Origin of the sequence: Pseudomonas carassii (genome assembly GCF_036324045.1) — a bacterium.
In the GTDB taxonomy this organism is placed as follows: Bacteria; Pseudomonadota; Gammaproteobacteria; order Pseudomonadales; family Pseudomonadaceae; genus Aquipseudomonas; species Aquipseudomonas peradeniyensis.
Window position 1 is genome coordinate 70,752 of record NZ_JAZDCT010000013.1, and the last position, 18,863, is coordinate 89,614.

Genomic DNA, 18,863 nt, shown 5'->3' on the forward strand with positions numbered 1-18,863 from the left:
TGAGTTTCCCCACGTGGGAGCGGGCTTGCCCCGCGATTGTCGTCAGATCACGAACAGATCAACGAACCTGTGCACCGGCATGGCCTCCAGCACCTGCTGATCCTTGCACACGTCCAGGATCGCCTCACAGCGCTGCCGCGCAAACCGCGTCGCCAGGTTTTCCCTGAACTTGGCCTCGAGCAACGGCATTCCCTCCTCCCGCCGACGCCGATGTCCGATCGGGTACTCCACCACCACCTGCGGCGTGTGCGAGCCGTCCTTGAAGAACACCTGCACGCCATTGGCGATGGAGCGCTTGTCGGCCTCCAGGTACTCACGACTGAAGCGCGGCTCCTCGACGATCACCATCTTCTCGCGCAGCCGGTCGATGCTCGGGTGCGCAGCGTGGAAGGCATCCTCGTAGTGCTCCGCCACCAGGTCACCGAAGATCAGCGGCACGGCGGTCATGTACTGCAGGCAGTGGTCGCGGTCGGCGGCGTTGGCCAACGGCCCCTCTTTGGAAATGATGCGAATAGCCGACTCATGGGTGGTGATGACGATCCGGTCGATCTCGTGCAGGCGGTTGCGCACCTGCGGGTGCAGGGTCACCGCAGCTTCGCAGGCGGTCTGGGCATGGAACTCGGCGGGGAAGCTGATCTTGAACAGCACGTTCTCCATCACGTAGCTGCCCAACGGCTGCGGCAGGCGCAGTTCACGCAGCGGCTCAGGCTTGAGCGCCAGGTCCTTGTTGGTGTGGCTGAACGACACATCGTAAAAGCCCCACTGCCTGGCGGTCAGCGCACCGGGCACGCCCATCTCGCCCCGCAGGGCGATATCAGCCAGGCGCACGCCGCGGCTGGAGGCATCCCCCGCCGCCCATGACTTGCGCGAGCCGGCATTGGGCGCGTGGCGGTAGGTGCGCAGGGCCTGGCCGTCGACGAAGGCGTGTGACAGCGCCGACAGCAGTTGCTCGCGATTGGCGCCCATCAGCTTGGCGCAGACCGCCGTGGAGGCGACCTTGACCAGCAGCACATGGTCCAGGCCGACCCGGTTGAAGGAGTTCTCCAGCGCCAGCACGCCCTGGATCTCGTGGGCCATGACCATGGCATCGAGCACCTCGCGCATGACCAGGGGCGCCTCGCCATTGGCCACGCGCTTCTGCGACAGGTGGTCGGTGACCGCCAGGATGCCGCCGAGGTTGTCCGAAGGGTGACCCCACTCCGCCGCCAGCCAGGTGTCGTTGTAGTCCAGCCAGCGGACGATGCAGCCGATGTCCCAGGCGGCCTTGACCGGATCGAGGCGGTAAAGGGTGCCGGGCACGCGGGCGCCGTGGGGAACGATGGTGCCCTCGACCAGCGGGCCGAGGTGCTTGGTGCATTCGGGGAAGCGCAGGGCCAGCAGGCCGCAGCCCAGGGTGTCCATCAGGCAATGGCGGGCGGTGTTCAGGGCTTCGGGGGAATCGACGCGGTAGCCGAGCACGTAGTCGGCGAGGGTCTGCAGGACCTGGTCGTAGTCGGGGCGGGTGTTGAGGTCTACGTTTGCGCTCATATACAGCTCCCTTCGAAATTGCCGGGGCTGCCCTGCAGCCCTTTCGCGGCACAAGGCCGCTCCTACAGGGGAACGCAATCCTCTGTAGGAGCGGCCTTGTGTCGCGAAAGGGCCGCAAAGCGGCCCCAACCAACGAAAGCCGAACGCAAGATGCCTTAGAAGCTATCACCGGGCACGCGCACCCAGCCCTCCATCAGCACCCGAGCGCTTCGGCTCATGATTGCCTTGGTCACGGTCCATTGCCCGTCCACCTGACGCGCCTCGGCCCCGACCCGCAGCGTCCCGGACGGATGGCCGAAACGCACGGCACTTCGTTCTCCGCCGCCGGCGGCAAGGTTGACCAGCGTACCCGGGATCGCCGCGGCGGTGCCGATCGCCACCGCCGCAGTACCCATCATCGCGTGGTGCAGCTTGCCCATCGACAGCGCACGCACCAGCAGGTCGACGTCCTCTGCGGCGACAACCTTGCCACTGGAAGAGGTATAGCCGGTCGGCGCCGCGACGAACGCCACCTTTGGCGTGTGCTGACGCCCGGCGGCCTGGTCGATGTGCTCGATCAGCCCCATGCGCACCGCGCCATGGGCACGGATGGTCTCGAAACGCTGCAATGCCGCTGCATCGCCGTTGATCGCGTCCTGCAGCTCGGTACCGGTATAGCCGATATCGGCGGCATTGACGAAGATGGTCGGGATGCCGGCGTTGATCAGGGTCGCCTTGAAGGTGCCGACGCCCGGCACCTCGAGGTCGTCGACCAGGTTGCCGGTGGGGAACATCGCTCCGCCGTCACCGTCCTCGTCGGCGGCCGGGTCGAGGAATTCCAGCTGCACCTCGGCGGCCGGGAAGGTCACGCCGTCAAGCTCAAAATCGCCGATTTCCTGCACCTCGCCGTCGGTGATCGGCACATGGGCGATGATGGTCTTGCCGATGTTGGCCTGCCAGATCCGCACGGTGGCGATGCCATTGCGCGGAATGCGGCTGGCATCGACCAGCCCGCCGCCGATGGCGAACGAGCCGACCGCAGCGGACAGGTTGCCGCAGTTGCCACTCCAGTCGACGAAGGCCTTGTCGATCGACACCTGGCCGAACAGGTAATCGACGTCGTGGTCGGCCTTGATGCTCTTCGACAGGATCACCGTCTTGCTGGTGCTGGAGGTGGCGCCGCCCATGCCGTCGATCTGCTTGCCGTACGGGTCGGGGCTGCCGATCACCCGCAGCAGCAGGGCGTCACGGGCCGGGCCCGGGACCTGGGCGCGCTCGGGCAGGTCCTGGAGGCGGAAGAACACGCCTTTGCTGGTGCCGCCACGAATATAGGTGGCGGGGATTTTTACTTGGGGTACATGGGCCATTGTCGTGTTTCCTGATCTTTTCGTTTCGGCGAACATCCCTGGGGCTGCGTTGCAGCCCTTTCGCGGCACAAGGCCGCTCCTACAGGCGAGCGCGTCTCTCTGTAGGAGCGGCCTTGTGCCGCGAAAGGACCGCAACGCGGCCCCGCTTACTCAGGCCGCGCCTTCCAGGAAGTCCTGGGCAAAGCGCTGCAGCACGCCACCCGCCTCGTAGATCGACACCTCTTCGGCGGTATCCAGGCGGCAGGTCACCGGCACCTCGACACGTTCGCCATTGCGCCGCGTCACCACCAGGGTCAGCGTCGCCCGTGGCGTGCGCTCGCCGAGCACGTCGTAGGTCTCGCTGCCGTCCAGGCCCAGGGTCTTGCGGTCGGTGCCCGGCTTGAACTCCAGCGGCAGCACGCCCATGCCCACCAGGTTGGTGCGGTGGATACGCTCGAAGCCTTCGGCGACGATGGCCTCGACACCGGCCAGGCGCACGCCCTTGGCCGCCCAGTCACGGGACGAGCCCTGGCCGTAGTCGGCGCCGGCGACGATGATCAGCGGCTGCTTGCGCTCCATGTAGGTCTCGATGGCCTCCCACATGCGGGTCACCTTGCCTTCCGGCTCGAGGCGCGCCAGCGAACCCTGCTTCACGCTGCCGTCATCCTTGCGCACCATTTCGTTGAACAGCTTGGGGTTGGCGAAGGTAGCGCGCTGGGCGGTCAGGTGGTCACCGCGGTGGGTGGCGTAGGAGTTGAAGTCCTCCTCCGGCAGACCCATCTTCGCCAGGTACTCGCCAGCGGCGCTGTCGAGCATGATGGCATTGGACGGCGACAGGTGATCGGTGGTGATGTTGTCCGGCAGCACCGCCAGCGGGCGCATGCCACGCAGGGTACGCTCACCGGCCAGGGCGCCTTCCCAGTACGGCGGGCGACGGATGTAGGTGCTCATCGGGCGCCATTCATACAGCGGCGCGACCTTCGGCCCCTTGTCTTCCTCGATGGTGAACATCGGGATGTACACCTGGCGGAACTGCTCCGGTTTGACCGAAGCGCGCACCACGGCGTCGATCTCTTCATCGCTCGGCCAGATGTCCTTCAGGCGGATCTCCTTGCCGTCGACCACGCCCAGTACATCCTTCTCGATATCGAAGCGGATGGTGCCGGCGATGGCGTAGGCCACCACCAGCGGCGGCGAAGCCAGGAACGCCTGCTTGGCATACGGGTGGATGCGCCCGTCGAAGTTGCGGTTGCCCGACAGCACGGCGGTGGCGTACAGGTCGCGGTCGATGATCTCCTGCTGGATCACCGGGTCCAGCGCGCCGGACATGCCGTTGCAGGTGGTGCAGGCGAAGGCGACGATGCCGAAGCCCAGTTGCTCCAGTTCCCGCTCCAGCCCTGCTTCCTTGAGGTACAGCTGCACGGCCTTGGAGCCCGGCGCCAGCGACGACTTGACCCATGGCTTGCGGACCAGGCCGAGCTTGTTGGCGTTGCGCGCCAGCAGGCCGGCGGCGATCACGTTGCGCGGGTTGCTGGTGTTGGTGCAGCTGGTGATGGCGGCGATGATCACCGCGCCATCGGGCATCTGCCCCGGCACTTCTTGCCACTGGCCGGCGATGCCCTTGGCCGCCAGGTCGCTGGTGGCCACGCGGGCGTGCGGGTTGGACGGGCCGGCCATGTTGCGCACCACGCTCGACAGGTCGAAGCTCAGGGTGCGCTCGTACTCGGCCTTGGCCAGGCTGTCGGCCCACAGGCCGGTGGCCTTGGCGTAGGTCTCCACCAGTTGCACCTGCTGGTCGTCGCGGCCAGTGAGCTTGAGGTAGTCGATGGTCTGCTGGTCGATGGCGAACATCGCCGCGGTGGCGCCGTATTCCGGGGCCATGTTGGAGATGGTGGCGCGGTCGCCCAGGGTCAGCGCGCTGGCGCCGGCACCGTGGAACTCCAGGTAGGCGCCGACCACTTTCTGCTTGCGCAGGAACTCGGTGAGCGCCAGCACCAGGTCGGTGGCGGTGATGTTCGGCGCCAGGCGACCGGTCAGCTCGACACCGACGATCTCCGGCAGGCGCATCCACGAGGCGCGGCCGAGCATCACGTTCTCCGCCTCCAGGCCGCCGACGCCGATGGCGATCACGCCCAGGGCATCCACGTGCGGGGTGTGGCTGTCGGTGCCGACACAGGTGTCCGGGTAGGCCACGCCGCGATCGTTGTGGATCACCGGCGACATCTTCTCCAGGTTGATCTGGTGCATGATGCCGTTGCCCGGCTGGATCACGTCGACATTCTTGAACGCCTGCTTGGTCCAGTTGATGAAGTGGAAACGGTCTTCGTTGCGGCGGTCCTCGATAGCGCGGTTCTTCTCGAACGCCTGCGGGTCGAAGCCGCCGCACTCCACGGCCAGCGAGTGGTCAACGATCAGCTGCACCGGCACCACCGGGTTGACCTGGGCCGGATCGCCGCCCTTGTCGGCGATGGCGTCGCGCAGGCCGGCCAGGTCGACCAGGGCGGTCTGGCCGAGGATGTCGTGGCAGACCACGCGGGCCGGGAACCAGGGGAAGTCGAGGTCGCGCTTGCGCTCGATCAGCTGTTCCAGCGAGGCGTTTAGGGTGGCCGGGTCACAGCGGCGCACCAGGTTCTCGGCCAGCACGCGGGAGGTGTACGGCAGGCCGTCGTAGGCGCCGGGCTTGATCGCCTCGACCGCGGCACGGGCGTCGAAGTAGTCCAGGGCGGTGCCTGGCAGGTTCTTGCGGAATGCGGTGTTCATATCGTTATCGGGCTCGGTCACGGTATGCGGGTTGCAGGTCAGGCCACGGGGGCGCTGCGCACCCCTTTCGCGGCACAAGGCCGCTCCTACAGATCTTGCGCCGCCCTTTGTAGGAGCGGCCTTGTGCCGCGAAAGGGCTGCAAGGCAGCCCCCAGCGACTATCAGTTCAACGCTGCTCGATCGGCACGAACTGGCGCTGCTCGACGCCGACGTACTCGGCGCTCGGGCGGATGATGCGGTTGTTGGCGCGCTGTTCGAACACGTGCGCGGCCCAGCCGGTCAGACGCGAGCAAACGAAGATCGGGGTGAACAGCTTGGTCGGGATGCCCATGAAGTGGTACGCCGAGGCATGGTAGAAGTCGGCGTTGGGGAACAGGCGCTTCTGCTCCCACATGGTCTTGTCGATGGCCTCGGAGACCGGGTACAGGACCTTGTCACCGACTTCGTCGGCGAGTTGCTTCGACCAGCCCTTGATCACCTCGTTGCGTGGATCGGACTCTTTGTAGATCGCATGGCCGAAGCCCATGATCTTGTCCTTGCGCTCGAGCATGCGCAGCAGCTCGGCGGTGGCTTCCTGCGGGGTCTGGAAGCGTTCGATCAGCTCCATCGCCGCTTCGTTGGCGCCGCCGTGCAGCGGGCCGCGCAGCGAGCCGATGGCTGCGGTCACGCAGGAGTACAGGTCGGACAGGGTCGAGGCACACACCCGGGCGGTGAAGGTCGAGGCGTTGAACTCGTGCTCGGCGTAGAGGATCAGCGAGACGTTCATCACCTTGACGTGCAGCGCGCTCGGCTTCTTGCCGTGCAGCAGGTGCAGGAAGTGACCGCCGAGGGTGTCTTCGTCGCTGGTGCAGTCGATGCGCACACCGTGGTGGGTGAAGCGGTACCAGTAGCACATCACCGCCGGGAACAGCGCCAGCAGGCGGTCGGTCTTCTCGCGTTGGGCGTCGAAGGTCAGTTCCGGCTCCAGGGTGCCGAGCACCGAGCAGCCGGTGCGCATCACGTCCATCGGGTGGGCGTCGCGCGGGATGCGCTCAAGCACTTCCTTCAGCGCTTGCGGCAGGTCGCGCAGGCCCTTGAGCTTGCGCTTGTAGTCGGCAAGCTCGGCCTTGCTCGGCAGCTCGCCGTACAGCAGCAGGTAGGCGACTTCCTCGAACTCGGCGCCAGCGGCCAGGTCGCGCACGTCATAGCCGCGGTAGGTCAGGCCGGCCCCGGCCTGGCCGACGGTCGACAGCGCGGTCTGACCGGCCACCTGGCCACGCAGGCCCGCGCCACTGAGTACTTTTGCTTCGGCCATGGTGTTTCTCCTTTCTTGAATTTGTTATCGAAGTCTTTTCTGGCTAATCAGGGGTGGCTGTACCTGCGCATTCGCGGGGCAAGCCCGTTCCTACAGGTACAGCGTCAGGCCTTTCTACCCTTTTTTCTGCGCGAACAACGCATCGAGGCTCTGCTCGAAGGCGTGGTAGCCGATGGCATCGTAGAGCTCCATGCGGGTCTGCATGGTATCGATCACGTTCTTCTGGGTGCCGTCGCGGCGCAGCGCGGTGTAGACGTTCTCGGCCGCCTTGTTCATGGCGCGGAAGGCCGACAGCGGGTACAGCACCAGCGACACGTCGACCGAGGCCAGTTCCTCGGTGGTGTACAGCGGCGTGGCGCCGAACTCGGTGATGTTGGCCAGGATCGGCGCCTTCACCCGGTCGGCGAAGGTCTTGTACATCGAAAGCTCGGTAATGGCTTCCGGGAAGATCATGTCGGCGCCGGCCTCGATGCAGGCGGCGGCGCGGTCCAGGGCGGCGTTCAGGCCTTCCACTGCCAGCGCGTCGGTGCGCGCCATGATCACGAAGCTGTCGTCGCTGCGGGCGTCGACGGCGGCCTTGATGCGGTCGACCATCTCCTGCTGCGAGACGATCTCCTTGTTCGGGCGGTGGCCGCAGCGCTTGGCGCCGACCTGGTCCTCGATATGAATGGCCGCGGCGCCGAACTTGCTCATCGACTTGACGGTGCGGGCGACGTTGAAGGCCGAAGCGCCGAAGCCGGTATCAACATCCACCAGCAGCGGCAGATCGCACACATCAGTGATGCGCCGTACGTCGGTGAGCACGTCATCCAGGCCGCTGATGCCCAGGTCCGGCAGACCCAGGGAGCCGGCGGCGACGCCGCCACCGGACAGGTAGATAGCCTTGAAGCCGGCGCGCTTGGCCAGCAGGGCGTGGTTGGCGTTGATGGTCCCGACCACCTGCAGCGGATGTTCGGCGGCGACCGCGTCACGGAAACGCTGGCCGGGCGTGCTCTTCACTGTCATGACTCACCTCGTGGGCTATTGTTGTCGGCACCTTGGTAGTGGCGCTCGATATTGCGTTTGGATGCGCCGATGTGGCGACGCATCAGGAGTTCTGCCAGTTCGCCGTCGCGAGCTTCGATCGCATCGAGGATGCGGTGGTGCTCGGCGAAGGCCTGGCGCGGGCGGTTGGGCGTGCTGGAGAACTGGATGCGGTACATGCGCACCAGTTGGTACAGCTCGCCGCAGAGCATCTTGTACAGGGTCTGGTTGCCGCTGCCCTGGATGATCCGGTAGTGGAAGTCGTAGTCGCCTTCCTGCTGGTAGTAGCCCTGCCCGGCCTGGAACGCGGCATCGCGCTCGTGGGTGTCGAGCACGTGGCGCAGCTCGTCGATGGCCGCCTGGCTCATGCGTTCGGCGGCCAGGCGGCAGGCCATGCCTTCGAGGGATTCGCGGATTTCGTACAGCTCGATCAGCTCGGCATGACTGAGCGACACCACCCGGGCGCCGACATGGGGCACGCGCACCAGCAGGCGCTGGCCCTCCAGGCGGTGGATCGCCTCGCGCAACGGGCCACGGCTGATGCCATAGGTGCGCGCCAGCTCCGGCTCGGAGATCTTGCTGCCGGGGGCGATCTCGCCCTTGACGATGGCGGCCTGGATGCGCCGGAAGACGTGCTCCGAAAGGGTCTCGGTCTCGTCCTGGGGCAATGCGGTGGCCGGGGCTGTGTCCAGCATGATTGTCGACACCTTCAAAATCAGTGACGCCAAAACTAGCCAAACAGAGGTGCATAGTCAAAGACAAAAAGAATATTGTCGACAATCGTCTAATAACGAACTTACCCCGCCTTCATGGGGTCTGATCGCGGGCGCGCTGGCGTCAAGACATCGGCGTGATAGAATGCCGCGCTCCTTCGGGAGCATGGATAGTGTGTCTGTCATCATTTCATGTTGTTGACAGATCAATGAGGACGCTTGGCCAGTCGCCTTGCCCTGAAACCTGCACAGCACCGCGCCAGGATTATGAGACTCAAACCCGCTTTATTGCTGCTCTGCCTGACCCTGCTGCCGGCGCTCGCGCCCGCGGCCGAGAAGACCGTGTACGGCCTGAACGAATACGCCCGCCTGGGCGACCTTGACCTGGAAGTGGCGGCCAAGCTCGACACCGGCGCCAAGACCGCCTCGCTCAGCGCCCGCGACATCAAGCGTTTCAAGCGCAACGGCGAGAGCTGGGTGCGCTTCTACCTGGCCATCGACGCCGCGCACAAGCACCCCATCGAACGCCCCCTGGCCCGCGTCAGCAAGATCAAGCGCCGCGCCGGGGACTATGATGCCGACTCGGGCAAGGCCTACACTGCCCGCCCGGTCATCGAACTCGAGATCTGCATGGGCCAGACGCAACGCACCATCGAGGTCAACCTCACCGACCGCAGCGCCTTCCAGTTCCCGCTGCTGATCGGTTCCGAGGCCCTCAAGCACTTCGGTGCACTGGTCGACCCAAGCCTTAAATACGCGGCCGGCAAACCTGCCTGCGCCACCGAAGCTCCCAAAGCAGAGTAATTCCGATGCGCTCTCTTACCCTTCACCTGAAAGTCCTGATCACCGTCCTGGTGCTGCTGGGCATCGCGATCACGGCCTACCAGATCTTCGCCCTCGGCATCCCGGTGACCGAGGACGAGACCGACGACCTGTGGAACATCGACGCCAAGGTCGAGTTCGTCGCCAGCGCCAAGGATCCGGTCAAGGTGCAGATGTTCGTGCCCCCGCTGAACCGTGACTACGTGAGCCTCAACGAGAGCTTCATCTCCAACAACTACGGGGTCAGCGTCAACCGCGCCGACGGCAACCGCAAGGTGACCTGGTCGGCCCGTCGCGCCAGCGGCAACCAGACCCTCTACTACCGCCTGGTGCTGACCAAGCGCTACAGCAACGAAAAGACCAAGATCAAGGGCCCGACCTTCCGCGACAGCCTGGCCGTCGAGGGCCCGGAGAAGATCGCCGCCGAAGCGCTGATGGCACCGATCCGCCAGCACTCGGCCGACGTCGAGACCTTCGTCAGCGAGACCATCAAGCGTGTCAACAATGTCAACGACGACAACGCCAAGCTGCTGCTTGCCGGCGACAACTCGCCGCTGAAGAAGGCCCAGGTCATCGACCTGCTGCTGTCCATCGCCCATGTGCCGCTGGAGAAGGTTCACACCATCCGCCTGGTGGCCGACACCCCGCAGAGCCCCGAACTGTGGCTGCGCAGCTTCAACGGTAACGACTGGCTGTACTTCAACCCGGAGACCGGCGAGCAGGGCCTGCCCAGCGACCGCCTGCTGTGGTGGACCGGTGACGACAACCTGATCACCGTCGATGGCGGCAAGAAGGCCACCGTCACCTTCAGCATGAACAACAGCGAGATGAACGCCATCCGCTTGGCCAAGCTGACCGACGAGAACACCGACGCCGACTTCCTCGAATACTCGCTGTACGGCCTGCCGCTGCAGACCCAGCAGACCTTCATGATCATGGTGATGATCCCGATCGGCGTGCTGGTGATCCTGGTGCTGCGCAACCTGATCGGCATCCAGACCCTGGGCACCTTTACCCCGGTGCTGATCGCCCTGGCCTTCCGCGAGACCCAGCTGGGCTTCGGCATCATCCTGTTCACGGTGATCACCGCACTGGGCCTGTCGCTGCGCTCGTACCTGGAACACCTCAAGTTGCAGATGCTGCCGCGCCTGTCGGTGGTACTGACCTTCGTCGTGGTGCTGATCGCCGCCATCAGCCTGTTCAGCCACAAGCTGGGCCTGGAGCGCGGGCTGTCGGTGGCGCTGTTCCCGATGGTGATCCTGACCATGACCATCGAGCGCCTGTCGATCACCTGGGAAGAGCGTGGCGGCGGCCATGCCATGAAAGTGGCCGTCGGCACCCTGTTCGCCGCCTCCATCGCGCACCTGCTGATGACCGTGCCGGAAGCGGTGTACTTCGTCTTCACCTTCCCGGCGGTCCTGCTGATCCTGGTGGGCTTCATGCTGGCGATGGGTCGCTACCGCGGCTACCGCCTGACCGAGCTCGTGCGCTTCAAGGCATTCCTGAAGAAGGCTGACGCCTGATGTTTGGCCTGATCAAGACGTGGAAAGCCCTGGAGGCCCGGGGCATCATGGGTATCAACCGGCGCAACGCGGACTACGTGTTGAAGTACAACAAGCGCCACCTGTACCCGATCGTCGACGACAAGATCATCACCAAGGAGCGCGCCCTGGCGGCCGGCATCCATGTGCCGGAGATGTACGGCATCATCGAGACCGAGAAGCAGATCGAGAAACTCGACGAGATCATCGGCGGGCGCAGCGACTTCGTCATCAAGCCGGCCCAGGGCGCCGGCGGTGACGGCATCCTGGTGATCGCCGACCGCTTCGAGGACCGCTACCGCACGGTCTCCGGCAAGATCATCAGCCACGAGGAGATCGAGCACCAGATCTCCAGCATCCTCACCGGCCTGTACTCGCTGGGCGGGCACCGCGACCGCGCGCTGATCGAGTACCGGGTCACCCCGGACCAGATCTTCAAGAGCATCAGCTACGAAGGCGTGCCGGACATCCGCATCATCGTGCTGATGGGCTACCCGGTGATGGCCATGCTGCGCCTGCCGACCCGCCAGTCCGGCGGCAAGGCCAACCTGCACCAGGGCGCCATCGGCGTGGGCGTTGACCTGGCCACCGGCCTGACCTTGCGCGGCACCTGGCTGAACAAGATCATCAGCAAGCACCCGGACACCACCAACGCGGTGGACGGCGTGCAGCTGCCGAACTGGGACGGCTTCATGAAGCTCGCCGCCAGCTGCTACGAGCTGTGCGGCCTGGGCTATATCGGCGTGGATATGGTTCTGGACCAGGACAAGGGCCCGCTGATCCTCGAGCTCAACGCCCGTCCGGGCCTGAACATCCAGATCGCCAACGACTGCGGCCTGACCCAGCGCACCCACGCCATCGAGGCGCACCTGGAGATGCTGGCCAAGGAAGGTCGCAGCGAGGATGCCGAACAGCGCGTGAAGGTCGCGCAAGGGCTGTTCGGGCACGTCAATCCGCTGTAACCGCCCCCCTCTGTAGGAGCGGCCTTGCGCCGCGAAAGGGCTGCATAGCAGCCCCGACGATCTTTGCATCAACGCTGAAATCCTGGGGCCGCTTTGCGGCCCTTTCGCGGCACAAGGTCGCTCCTACAGGGGGAATGCGCAAATCTGGATCGTGAATGTCGTTGCCAGTGCTAGGCGCATTCCCCCCACGGGTCTACAATCGCCCACCTCGCTTGTTCATCGCCGTCCATCCTGATGCCGACCTGTACGCTCCACCCCCTGCCCTACCAGCCCGACCCCGCCTTCTACTTCGAACGCCTGCGCCGCGCGCCCGGTGCGATCCTGCTCGACAGCGCCCGTCCGGGTGCCGAACGCGGCCGCTACGACCTGCTCAGCGCCTGGCCGCTGCAGCAGTTGCAGGCAAACCCCGACGAAGACGGTCGCGACTACCTGCAGCGCCTGCGCCAGGCCCTGGCCGGCCTGGGCACGGCACAACTGCCCGAGGGCATCGAGTTGCCGTTCGCCGGCGGCCTGATCGGTTACCTCAGCTACGACTTTGGCCGGCGCCTGGAGCAACTGCCAACGCACGCGGTGGACGACCTCGGCCTGCCCGATGCCCGGCTGGGGCTGTATGCCTGGGCATTGATGTCCGACCATCGGCTGTGCAGCAGCCAGCTGGTGTTCCACCCGAGCCTGCCCGAGGCCGAGCGGCAACGGCTCATCGCGTTGTTCGAGAACAGCATCCCAGGCGATAGCGGCGACTTCCACCTGCTCGCGCCCATGACCGGCGATCTTCGCCCCGAGCAGTACCGGGCGGCGTTCGACCAGGTGCAGCGCTACATCCAGGCCGGCGACTGCTACCAGATCAACCTTACCCAGCGCTTTCGCGCACCCTGCCAGGGCGACCCGTGGCGCGCCTACCAGGCCCTGCGCGCCGCCTGCCCGACGCCGTTCTCCGGCTACCAGCAGCTGGATGAAGGCACGGCGCTACTGAGCTTCTCCCCCGAGCGCTTCATCCGCGTCAGCCAGGGCGAAGTCGAGACCCGCCCGATCAAGGGCACCCGTCCACGCGCCGCCGACCCGGTCGAGGATGCGCGCAACGCCGCCGAGCTGCTGGCCAGCCCCAAGGACCGCTCGGAAAACCTGATGATCGTCGACCTGCTGCGCAACGACATCGGCCGCACCTGCCAGACCGGCTCGGTGAAGGTGCCGGAGCTGTTCAGCCTGGAGAGCTACCCCAACGTTCATCACCTGGTCAGCAGCGTGGTCGGCCGCCTGGCCGCAGACAAGGACGCCCTGGACCTGATCGCCGGCAGCTTCCCCGGCGGCTCGATCACCGGCGCCCCGAAGATCCGCGCCATGCAGATCATCGACGAGCTGGAGCCTGCGCGCCGGGCGCTGTACTGCGGCTCGCTGCTGTATGTCGATGTGCGCGGCGAGATGGACAGCTCCATCGCCATCCGCAGCCTGCTGGTCAAGGATGGCCAGGTCAGTTGCTGGGGCGGCGGCGCGGTGGTGGCCGATTCGGACTGGCAGGCCGAGTACGAGGAGTCGATCGCCAAGGTGCGGGTGCTGATGGAAACGCTTCAGGCCCTGTAAGACTCCGTGGGAGCGGGCTTGCCCCGCGATCGCCAGGCGTCTGCCCCGCCATTTTTTGTTACCATCTGACCACTACGAGCGCACAGCGCCACTCAACCGATGGAAACCGCCTGATGAGCCAACCCTTCGACGTCGCCGCCCTGGCCGCGACCTACGCCAGCAAGTCCCCGCAGGAGATCCTCAAGCTCGCCTTCGAGCATTTTGGCGATGACCTGTGGATCTCCTTCAGCGGCGCCGAAGATGTGGTGCTGGTGGACATGGCCTGGAAACTGAACAAGCAGGTCAAGGTGTTCAGCCTCGACACCGGGCGCCTGCATCCGGAGACCTACCGGTTCATCGACCAGGTGCGCGAGCAGTACAACCTGCCCATCGAGATCCTCAGCCCGGACCGCGACAAGCTCGACCCGTTCGTCAAGGAAAAAGGCCTGTTCAGCTTCTACAAGGACGGTCATGGCGAGTGCTGCGGCATCCGCAAGATCGAGCCGCTGCGCCGCAAGCTGGCCACCGTCAGCGCCTGGGCCACCGGCCAGCGCCGCGACCAGAGCCCCGGCACCCGCAGCCAGGTGGCGGCGCTGGAGATCGACAGCGCCTTCTCCACCCCGGAGCGCACCCTGTACAAGTTCAACCCGCTGGCGCAGATGACCAGCGAGGAAGTATGGGGCTACATCCGCATGCTCGAGCTGCCCTACAACAGCCTGCACGAGCGCGGCTTCATCAGCATCGGCTGCGAGCCGTGCACCCGCCCGGTACTGCCGAACCAGCACGAGCGCGAAGGACGTTGGTGGTGGGAAGAGTCGACCCAGAAGGAATGCGGGTTGCACGCTGGCAACCTGATCAGCAAGGCTTGAAATAGCGGGGGCCGCTTCGCGCCCCTTTCGCGGCACAAGGCCGCTCCTACAGGGGATCACGTTTCCTTGTAGGAGCGGCCTCGTGCCGCGAAAGGGCCGCAAAGCGGCCCCTACGATCTCGAATCAGTGCACCGGCAGCTCGACACCCTCGAACAGCTCTTCCAGCTCCTGCTTGTTATGGCACTGAATCGCCTTGGCCATCACCTCACGGGTCAGGTGCGGCGCGAACTTCTCGATGAAGTCGCACATGAAGCCACGCAGGAAGGTGCCGCGACGGAAGCCGATCTTGGTGATGCTGGCCTCGAACAACTCGCTGGCATCCAGGCACACCAGGTCGCTGTCGAGCTTCGGGTCCACCGCCATCTTGGCCACGATGCCCACGCCCAGGCCCAGGCGCACATAGGTCTTGATCACGTCGGCGTCGGCGGCGGTGAACACCACCTTCGGCGTCAGGCCTCGGTGATTGAACGCTTCGTCGAGCTTGGAACGGCCAGTGAAGCCGAACACGTAGGTGACGATCGGATACTCGGCCACCGCTTCCAGGGTCAGCTTCGGCAGCTTGGTCAGCGGGTGCCCCTGAGGCACCACCACGCAGCGGTTCCACTTGTAGCACGGCATCATGATCAGGTCGCCGAACAGCTCCAGCGCCTCGGTGGCGATGGCGAAGTCGACGGTGCCGTCGGCCGCCATCTCGGCGATCTGCATCGGCGAGCCCTGGTGCATGTGCAGGGCGACTTCCGGGTACTGCTTGATGAAGTTGCTGATCACCGGCGGCAGCGCGTAGCGCGCCTGGGTGTGGGTGGTGGCGATCGACAGGGTGCCCTTCTTCTCGTTGGAGAATTCCTGGGCGATCTGCTTGATGCTCTCGACCTTGCGCAGGATCTCGCCGGCGGTATTGATGATGCGCTCGCCCGCCGGGGTGACGCGGGTCAGGTGCTTGCCGCTGCGGGCGAAGACTTCGACGCCCAGCTCGTCCTCGAGTAGGCGGATCTGCTTGCTGATGCCCGGTTGGGAGGTGTACAGGCTCTGCGCCGTCGCGGAAACGTTGAGGTCATGGTGCGCCACTTCCCAGATGTAGCGCAGTTGCTGAAGCTTCATAGATATCCCTCAAAGGCGGTAGGTCACCGGCGCGCCGGCAGCAACGAGTTATAACTATATTAGTGGCTTGAGAAATAAATCTAGAACTATTTTGTTACGTTCGTTGGAAAATGTCCTACCGCCAAGTTCACGATTTCCTACGTCCAAGATGGTGAGCCAGTGGCACCATGTACACCGGCACCGGTGACAACTGCAGCAGCCGCACCGCCGTGCGACCGATCGGCACATCCACTCCCGCGCCGGCGCTGTGGCTGCCGAAGATCAGCAGGTCGACCGACAACCGCTGGGCCTGCTCGAGGATCACCTGGGCCGGGTCGCCCTGGCGCACCCGCACCGCGCGGATCAATGCCAGGTCGGCCGGCTCGGTCATCTCGTCGCGAAAGTTCTCCAGCACCCGCTGCTCGATATTGGCCATGACCGTGTTGACGCCCTCGCTGTGCAGCGCATCGAGGGTCTGCTCATCGAGGTAGCTCTGCAGCAGCGATTCGGCGAACTGCCCCATGGGCTCCACGGCGTGGATCACATACAGCTCTGCGTTGAAGGTCCGCGCCAGGGCCAGGGCGTGCTGCATGACAAAGGGCGCATAGACACCGAGGTCAGTGGCAAACAGCATGGAACGGATCATTCGACCTCCTCGACTGCCGCGACGGCAGAGCAAGCTTGAGCTTAGCAGCGCCATCGGCGGTCGCCTGGCCGTCCGGCGCACATCCGCCGCGGGCTTCAGGCCTGCCGGCTACGCCGGTCGATGAACGCCAGGGCCTGGTACAGCGCCTCCATGCGCGGCAGCGCGCAACCGGCCGCGCGGGCCCGGGCCAGGGGCTCGGCATAGATCGCCTGCAGCTCCAGGGGCCGCTGCTGGACATGGTCGTGGTACATGCTCGGCCAGTAGTCCGGCATCTTCTCGGTGATGCGGAACAGGTGCTCGGCATAGCCCGCCGGCAGCTCGCGGCCACAGGCCTTGGCGCCCGCCACCACTTCGGCCATCAGCGCCTGGATCAGCGCGCGGCTGTCGGCATCGCCCATCAAGGGCGTGGTGCTGGCCTGCAGCAACACCGAGAGGCCGTTGTAGGGCACGTTCCACACCAGTTTCTGCCAGCGCGCCTGGTCGAGGTCGGCCATGGCCTGGGAGTCGATGCCCGCGACCCGGAACAGCCCGGCGCCCTCCTCCACCACGGCGGCCCCGCCGTCCTCTGCAGGGCCACTGTGATAGCCCAGGTTCACCGCGCCCAGCGACTGGTGGCGGATCTCGCCGGGGCCCTCGCGATTGACGCAGATGAAGCACAGGCCGCCGAGCAAGTGCAGGTCCGGGCGCAAGGCCGGGCGCAACTGCTCCTCGACGCCAAGGCCGTTCTGCAGCAACACCACCCGGGCATCAGGCGCCGCGGCCTGCACGATCAAGGGCGCCAGCTCCGCGTTGCTGGTGGCCTTGGCGCCTACCAGCAGCCAGTCGCAGGGCGGCATGTCGGCGGCACGGGCGTACGCCTGCACCGGCATGTGCACCTGGCCATGCACCGCGCTGTCCAGGCGCAGCCCCTGCTCGCGCACGGCCTGGTATTCGCTGCGCAGCAGAAAGTGCACATCGAAGCCGGCGCGGGCCAGCATCAGGCCATAGAAGCCACCGATTGCGCCGCTGCCGATGATGCCGATGCGGGGATTGCCAATGCGAGGGTCGAGGGACGCCATGCCGTGCTCCTGGTCGAGAGTCATTATTGTGGGTCAGCCACTATACCCGCGTGCCGGCCATCGCGGCCAAATCCTCCCCGCAGGCGCAGTGCTTGCCCGCAATTGCCGCCTGATGGGCAAAAACCCCGTATCGACGGGCCCCAGCCCATTGTCGCGCCCCTGCTAACGCGTTAAGGTTCGGCCTCCCCGCTGCGAATAATCTGCTGCTGGGCCGCACGGGGAACGCTGGCGGCCGGCACCCGTGACCTGACGAGTAACACGATGGCTGATTTACCGATCGATGACCTTAACGTTGCCTCCAACGAGACCTTGATCACCCCCGATCAGCTCAAGAAGGAAATCCCCCTCAGCGCCAAGGCCTTGCAGACCGTTACTGCCGGCCGCGAAGTGGTGCGCAACATCCTCGACGGCAAGGACCATCGCCTGTTCGTGGTGGTCGGCCCCTGCTCGATCCACGACATCAAGGCCGCCCACGAGTATGCCGAGCGCCTGAAGGTGCTGGCCGAGGAAGTCTCCGACACCCTGTACCTGGTCATGCGCGTGTACTTCGAGAAGCCGCGGACCACCGTCGGCTGGAAAGGCCTGATCAACGACCCGTACCTGGACGACTCGTTCAAGATCCAGGACGGCCTGCACATCGGTCGCCAACTGCTGCTGGACCTGGCCGAGAAGGGCCTGCCCACCGCCACCGAAGCGCTCGACCCGATCTCCCCGCAGTACCTGCAGGACCTGATCAGCTGGTCGGCCATCGGCGCCCGCACCACCGAATCCCAGACCCACCGCGAAATGGCTTCGGGCCTGTCCTCGGCGGTCGGTTTCAAGAACGGCACCGATGGCGGCCTGACCGTGGCCATCAACGCCCTGCAGTCGGTGTCCAAGCCGCACCGCTTCCTGGGCATCAACCAGGAAGGCGGCGTGTCCATCGTCACCACCAAGGGCAATGCCTATGGCCACGTGGTGCTGCGCGGCGGCAACGGCAAGCCCAACTATGACTCGGTCAGCGTCGCCCTGTGCGAGCAGGACCTGGTCAAGGCCAAGATCAAGCCCAACATCATGGTCGACTGCAGCCACGCCAACTCCAACAAGGACCCGGCCCTGCAGCCGCTGGTCATGGAGAACGTCGCCAACCAGATCCTCGAAGGCAACCAGTCGATCATCGGCCTGATGGTCGAGAGCCACCTGAACTGGGGCTGCCAGGCCATTCCGAAGAACCTCGACGAGCTGCAGTACGGCGTGTCGGTCACCGATGCCTGCATCGACTGGGCGGCCACCGAGAAAACCCTGCGCAGCATGCACGCCAAGCTCAAGGACGTGCTGCCCAAGCGTCAGCGCGGCTGACTTCTTGCGCAAACGAAAACGCCGGGCAATGCCCGGCGTTTTCATGTGTACGGTCGTTCAGACCTTGCTTGAATGGCGCTGCTGGCGCTCCATATAGCGCTCGACGTAGGAGCACGACGGAATCACGGTGTAGCCCATCTGCTCGGCATAGGCCAGGGCCTGCTCGGTGAGCGCCGCGGCGATCCCGCGACCGCGCAGGGCGTTGGGCACGAAGGTGCGATAAATGTCCAGCGTCTGCTTGCCCAGGTCCATGTACGTCAGATAGGCCCGGTGACCGTCCACGGTGGTCTCGAACTGATGACCGGCCTGGTCATGGTGGATGGTCAGCGTTTCGCTCATCACTACTCCTCG

At 65.4% G+C, this 18,863-nt stretch carries 16 protein-coding genes; 6 read left to right on the plus strand and 10 right to left on the minus strand.

Annotated features, from left to right (window positions below; all coding sequences use genetic code 11):
* Positions 1-42 precede the first annotated feature (42 nt).
* The 6 genes from prpD to V0R62_RS11970 all read right to left on the minus strand — a co-directional run bounded on the left by prpD (position 43) and on the right by V0R62_RS11970 (position 8,624).
* Positions 43-1,527 (minus strand): 2-methylcitrate dehydratase, encoded by a 1,485-nt coding sequence (prpD, locus tag V0R62_RS11945; RefSeq protein WP_330103870.1) that lies wholly within the window; start codon positions 1,525-1,527, stop codon positions 43-45.
* A 155-nt stretch (positions 1,528-1,682) separates the two neighbouring features.
* Positions 1,683-2,873: a 2-methylaconitate cis-trans isomerase PrpF gene (prpF, locus tag V0R62_RS11950; RefSeq protein WP_330103871.1), complete on the minus strand. Its 1,191-nt coding sequence runs from the start codon at positions 2,871-2,873 to the stop codon at positions 1,683-1,685.
* Positions 2,874-3,023: 150 nt separating this feature from the next.
* On the minus strand, positions 3,024-5,612 hold the full coding sequence (acnD, locus tag V0R62_RS11955) for a Fe/S-dependent 2-methylisocitrate dehydratase AcnD (protein ID WP_330103872.1): 2,589 nt from the start codon (positions 5,610-5,612) through the stop codon (positions 3,024-3,026).
* 166 nt (positions 5,613-5,778) lie between these two features.
* A complete protein-coding gene (gene prpC, locus V0R62_RS11960) occupies positions 5,779-6,906 on the minus strand; it encodes a bifunctional 2-methylcitrate synthase/citrate synthase (RefSeq protein WP_050705072.1) in 1,128 nt (375 codons plus the stop codon).
* A 114-nt stretch (positions 6,907-7,020) separates the two neighbouring features.
* Positions 7,021-7,911 carry a methylisocitrate lyase gene (gene prpB, locus V0R62_RS11965; RefSeq protein WP_028692606.1) on the minus strand — a complete coding sequence of 297 codons (891 nt, stop codon included), beginning with the start codon at positions 7,909-7,911 and terminating at the stop codon, positions 7,021-7,023.
* Positions 7,908-8,624 carry a GntR family transcriptional regulator gene (locus V0R62_RS11970; RefSeq protein WP_330103873.1) on the minus strand — a complete coding sequence of 239 codons (717 nt, stop codon included), beginning with the start codon at positions 8,622-8,624 and terminating at the stop codon, positions 7,908-7,910. Before V0R62_RS11970 ends, prpB begins: the two co-directional genes overlap by 4 nt.
* A gap of 285 nt (positions 8,625-8,909) precedes the next feature.
* On the opposite strand from V0R62_RS11970, the gene rloA reads away from it, so the two are divergent.
* The 5 genes from rloA to V0R62_RS11995 all read left to right on the plus strand — a co-directional run bounded on the left by rloA (position 8,910) and on the right by V0R62_RS11995 (position 14,393).
* Positions 8,910-9,446 (plus strand): retropepsin-like aspartic peptidase RloA, encoded by a 537-nt coding sequence (gene rloA / locus V0R62_RS11975; RefSeq protein WP_028692608.1) that lies wholly within the window; start codon positions 8,910-8,912, stop codon positions 9,444-9,446.
* A 5-nt stretch (positions 9,447-9,451) separates the two neighbouring features.
* Positions 9,452-10,987: an osmotic stress tolerance membrane protein RloB gene (gene rloB, locus V0R62_RS11980; RefSeq protein ID WP_062359491.1), complete on the plus strand. Its 1,536-nt coding sequence runs from the start codon at positions 9,452-9,454 to the stop codon at positions 10,985-10,987.
* Positions 10,987-11,967 (plus strand): alpha-L-glutamate ligase-like protein, encoded by a 981-nt coding sequence (locus V0R62_RS11985; RefSeq protein ID WP_330103874.1) that lies wholly within the window; start codon positions 10,987-10,989, stop codon positions 11,965-11,967. Before rloB ends, V0R62_RS11985 begins: the two co-directional genes overlap by 1 nt.
* Before the next feature lie 234 nt (positions 11,968-12,201).
* Positions 12,202-13,545 (plus strand): aminodeoxychorismate synthase component I, encoded by a 1,344-nt coding sequence (pabB, locus tag V0R62_RS11990; protein WP_330103875.1) that lies wholly within the window; start codon positions 12,202-12,204, stop codon positions 13,543-13,545.
* A 113-nt stretch (positions 13,546-13,658) separates the two neighbouring features.
* The gene (locus V0R62_RS11995; RefSeq protein WP_050705067.1) at positions 13,659-14,393 is read left to right on the plus strand and encodes a phosphoadenylyl-sulfate reductase; all 735 of its coding nucleotides are present in this window, start codon (positions 13,659-13,661) and stop codon (positions 14,391-14,393) included.
* 123 nt (positions 14,394-14,516) lie between these two features.
* Here V0R62_RS11995 and cysB read toward each other — a convergent pair whose 3' ends face one another.
* The 3 genes from cysB to V0R62_RS12010 all read right to left on the minus strand — a co-directional run bounded on the left by cysB (position 14,517) and on the right by V0R62_RS12010 (position 17,174).
* Positions 14,517-15,491, minus strand: coding sequence for an HTH-type transcriptional regulator CysB (cysB, locus tag V0R62_RS12000; RefSeq protein WP_011533140.1), 975 nt, complete (start codon positions 15,489-15,491; stop codon positions 14,517-14,519).
* Positions 15,492-15,618: 127 nt separating this feature from the next.
* Positions 15,619-16,116, minus strand: coding sequence for a universal stress protein (locus V0R62_RS12005; protein ID WP_028692613.1), 498 nt, complete (start codon positions 16,114-16,116; stop codon positions 15,619-15,621).
* 95 nt (positions 16,117-16,211) lie between these two features.
* A complete protein-coding gene (locus V0R62_RS12010) occupies positions 16,212-17,174 on the minus strand; it encodes a putative 2-dehydropantoate 2-reductase (RefSeq protein WP_330103876.1) in 963 nt (320 codons plus the stop codon).
* A 261-nt stretch (positions 17,175-17,435) separates the two neighbouring features.
* On the opposite strand from V0R62_RS12010, the gene V0R62_RS12015 reads away from it, so the two are divergent.
* The gene (locus V0R62_RS12015; protein ID WP_028692615.1) at positions 17,436-18,512 is read left to right on the plus strand and encodes a 3-deoxy-7-phosphoheptulonate synthase; all 1,077 of its coding nucleotides are present in this window, start codon (positions 17,436-17,438) and stop codon (positions 18,510-18,512) included.
* A 57-nt stretch (positions 18,513-18,569) separates the two neighbouring features.
* Here V0R62_RS12015 and V0R62_RS12020 read toward each other — a convergent pair whose 3' ends face one another.
* Positions 18,570-18,851 carry a GNAT family N-acetyltransferase gene (locus tag V0R62_RS12020; protein ID WP_028692616.1) on the minus strand — a complete coding sequence of 94 codons (282 nt, stop codon included), beginning with the start codon at positions 18,849-18,851 and terminating at the stop codon, positions 18,570-18,572.
* Positions 18,852-18,863 lie beyond the last annotated feature (12 nt).